A 2,551-nucleotide genomic window follows, 5' to 3' on the forward strand; every position below is an offset into this window, starting at 1 on the left:
CCCCGGGTGGGCGAGTGCGCGGCCGACGGCGACCCCGTCGCCGTGGCGGTGCTGCGGGCCGCGGCCCGGCACATGGCCGGCTCCGCCGCGGCCGTGTGTCCGGCGTCGGGCGAGCCCGTGGTCGGTCTCACCGGTGGTCTGTTCCGGATGGGTGCCGTGCTGCTCGGTCCCCTGGACGAGGAGCTGGCCGAGCGGCTGCCGGGGGCGCGGCGGATCATGGCCGAAGGGGACCCCCTGCACGGTGCGGTCCGCATCGCGGAGGACCTCACCGCCGGCTCGTTCACCCTCCCGGGCGACGAGAAGATGCTGTGTGTGACGGGTCCGGCAGGTGAGGACGTCACCCGCGCGGCCGACGTCCGTACGTAACTCATCAGACAAAACCGGACGGATACCGCTCACCCGCACCCTCCCCGAACAGGGGAGCCCGGGAAACCACTAACATGCGGCAACATGAGCACCCCCACTGGGCCCGCGTCCGGCCTGCCAGTACGAATGCCGCGCCCCCGTCAGCCCGGACGGCACCGCCGTCCCGAGCCGCTGGTGGCTCCCGAGGACGCGCCCGCGCTCGTCCTCGCCGTGCCGGGTGCGCCCAGTAGTGCCACCCGCTCGCTCGCCGACGAGGTCGTGAGCATCGCCCGTTCCGAGCTGCCCGGCCTGGACGCCCGGATCGGCTACCTCGACGGCGACGACGAGGAGTTCCCGACGCTGCGGTCCGTCCTCGCGCACGCGGCCGGGGAGCGCACCGCCCGCTTCGAGCAGGCCCGCGCCGCCGGCCTGGACGTCAAGGAGCCCGACGGCCCCGTCGCCGTCGTCGTGCCGCTGCTCGCCGGTCCGGACAGCTCGCTGCTGCGCCAGGTCCGCCAGGCCGTGATGGACAGCCGTGTCGCCGCCGAGCTGACCGATGTGCTGGGTCCGCACCCGCTGCTCGCCGAGGCGCTGCACGTGCGGCTCTCCGAGGCCGGTCTGGCCCGCGCCGACCGTGCCCGCCTGTTCACCGTGGCGACGGCGGCGGACGGCATCATCCTGGCCTCCGTGGGCGGTGACGAGGCCGTGCAGGCGGCCGGGATCACCGGCATGCTGCTCGCCGCGCGCCTCGCCGTGCCGGTGATGGCGGCGGCCCTGGACCAGGAGGGTTCCATCGCCTCCGTGGCCGAGCAGCTTCGTGGCTCCGGTTCGCAGCAGCTGGCGCTCGCGCCGTACCTGATCGGTCCGGAGATCGACGCCGGCCTGATCGAGGAGGCCGCGAAGGAGGCGGAGTGCTCCGCCGCCGAGGCGCTCGGCCCGTACCCGGCGATCGGCAAGCTGGCGCTGGCCAAGTACACGACCGCGCTGGGCATCGCCCCGCAGCAGGCGCAGAGCACCCCGGCCCACTGACCCGGCCGGCTCCCGCACGACGCCGGAAGGGCCCGCTCCACGTACCGGAGCGGGCCCTTCGTCACGTCCCTTCGGGATCCGGTCAGCCGGTGACCACGCAGGAGGCCGCGGGCACCGGGACCGAGCCGGCGCGCCGCGGCACTCCCGTGTCCGGGTCGAGCGCGAACCAGGTCACGTCCCCGGAGCGCTCGTTGGCGACGTACAGGACGCCGTCGGAGACGGTGATCGCGCGGGGCCAGTGACCGCCGCAGGGAACGGTGGTGAGCGGGGTCAGCCCCTCGCCCTCCCCCTCGACCGCGAACACCGACAGGACGTCCTCGCCGCGGGTCGCGGTCCACACGAAGCGGCCGTCGGGCGAGACGGCCACCCCGGACGGATAGGCGTCGCCGGCCGGGGCACCGGGCAGGACGGGGATCTCGGCGAGCGGTCTGAGCGTGCCGCCGGCGGTGTCCCAGCGGCAGACGACGAGGGTCGGGCTGAGCTCGTTGAGGACGTACGCGTACGCCCCGTCCGGGTGGAAGGCCAGGTGCCGCGGGCCCGAGCCGGGGCGCAGGGCGATCTCCCGGTGCGGTGCGAGCACGCCGCCGGCCAGGGTGCAGACCCGTACCGAGTCCGTGCCGAGGTCGACGCCGACCGTCCAGCGGCCGCTCGGGTCGGGCTGCACCTGGTGGGCGTGCGGGCCCTGCTGGCGCTGCGGATGGGGGCCGGAGCCGCTGTGCCGGAACACCCCGGACACCGGTGCGAGGCCGCCGTCCGCGCGGACGGGGACGACGCTGACGCTGCCGGAGCCGTAGTTCGCGGTGAGGATGTGTCCGGCGAAGAGGCTGAGGTGGGTCGGTCCGCTGCCGTCCACCCGCACCTGGCGCCCGGCCGGCCGCGGCCCGTCCGCGGTCACGCGGAACGCGGCCACGGCGCCCTCGGCCGTCTCGCTGACCGCGTACAGCATGCGGCCGTCGGGCGACAGGGCCAGGTAGGACGGGTCCGGTACGACGTTCACGGTGCTCAGGACGGTCAGCGCGCCGCTGCCGGGGGCGACGGCCGCGGTGACGATGCCCGGGCCTCCCGCCGCCGTGAACGACCCGATGAACGCCCGCCGTCTGCCGTCCGCCACGGCTGTCCCCTCTCGTCCTGTGCCGACCGGGGTGACGGTAGCAGCCGATCACTTCAGGTCTAGACC

General features: G+C 75.2%; 2 protein-coding genes and 1 pseudogene. 2 read left to right on the forward strand and 1 reads right to left on the reverse strand.

What is annotated here, in order from left to right; translation table 11 throughout:
- Together B7767_RS35840 and B7767_RS35845 are read left to right on the forward strand one after the other, a co-directional pair.
- A pseudogene (locus B7767_RS35840) lies at positions 1-366 on the forward strand (ATPase); the annotation flags it as partial.
- Between the two features lie 84 nt (positions 367-450).
- A complete protein-coding gene (locus B7767_RS35845; protein ID WP_085575692.1) occupies positions 451-1,374 on the forward strand; it encodes a sirohydrochlorin chelatase in 924 nt (307 codons plus the stop codon).
- An 82-nt stretch (positions 1,375-1,456) separates the two neighbouring features.
- Here the strand turns inward: B7767_RS35845 and B7767_RS35850 are convergent, their stop codons facing one another.
- On the reverse strand, positions 1,457-2,485 hold the full coding sequence (locus tag B7767_RS35850; RefSeq protein WP_085575693.1) for a lactonase family protein: 1,029 nt from the start codon (positions 2,483-2,485) through the stop codon (positions 1,457-1,459).
- Between the last annotated feature and the right edge of the window lie 66 nt (positions 2,486-2,551).

Origin of the sequence: Streptomyces sp. 13-12-16 (assembly GCF_002114215.1) — a bacterium.
GTDB lineage: Bacteria > Actinomycetota > Actinomycetes > Streptomycetales > Streptomycetaceae > Streptomyces.

What these genes read in the sequence shown, in the direction of transcription:
- B7767_RS35845 (WP_085575692.1), top strand. Translation starts at nt 451, where the DNA reads ATGAGCACCCCCACTGGGCCCGCGTCCGGCCTGCCAGTACGAATGCCG.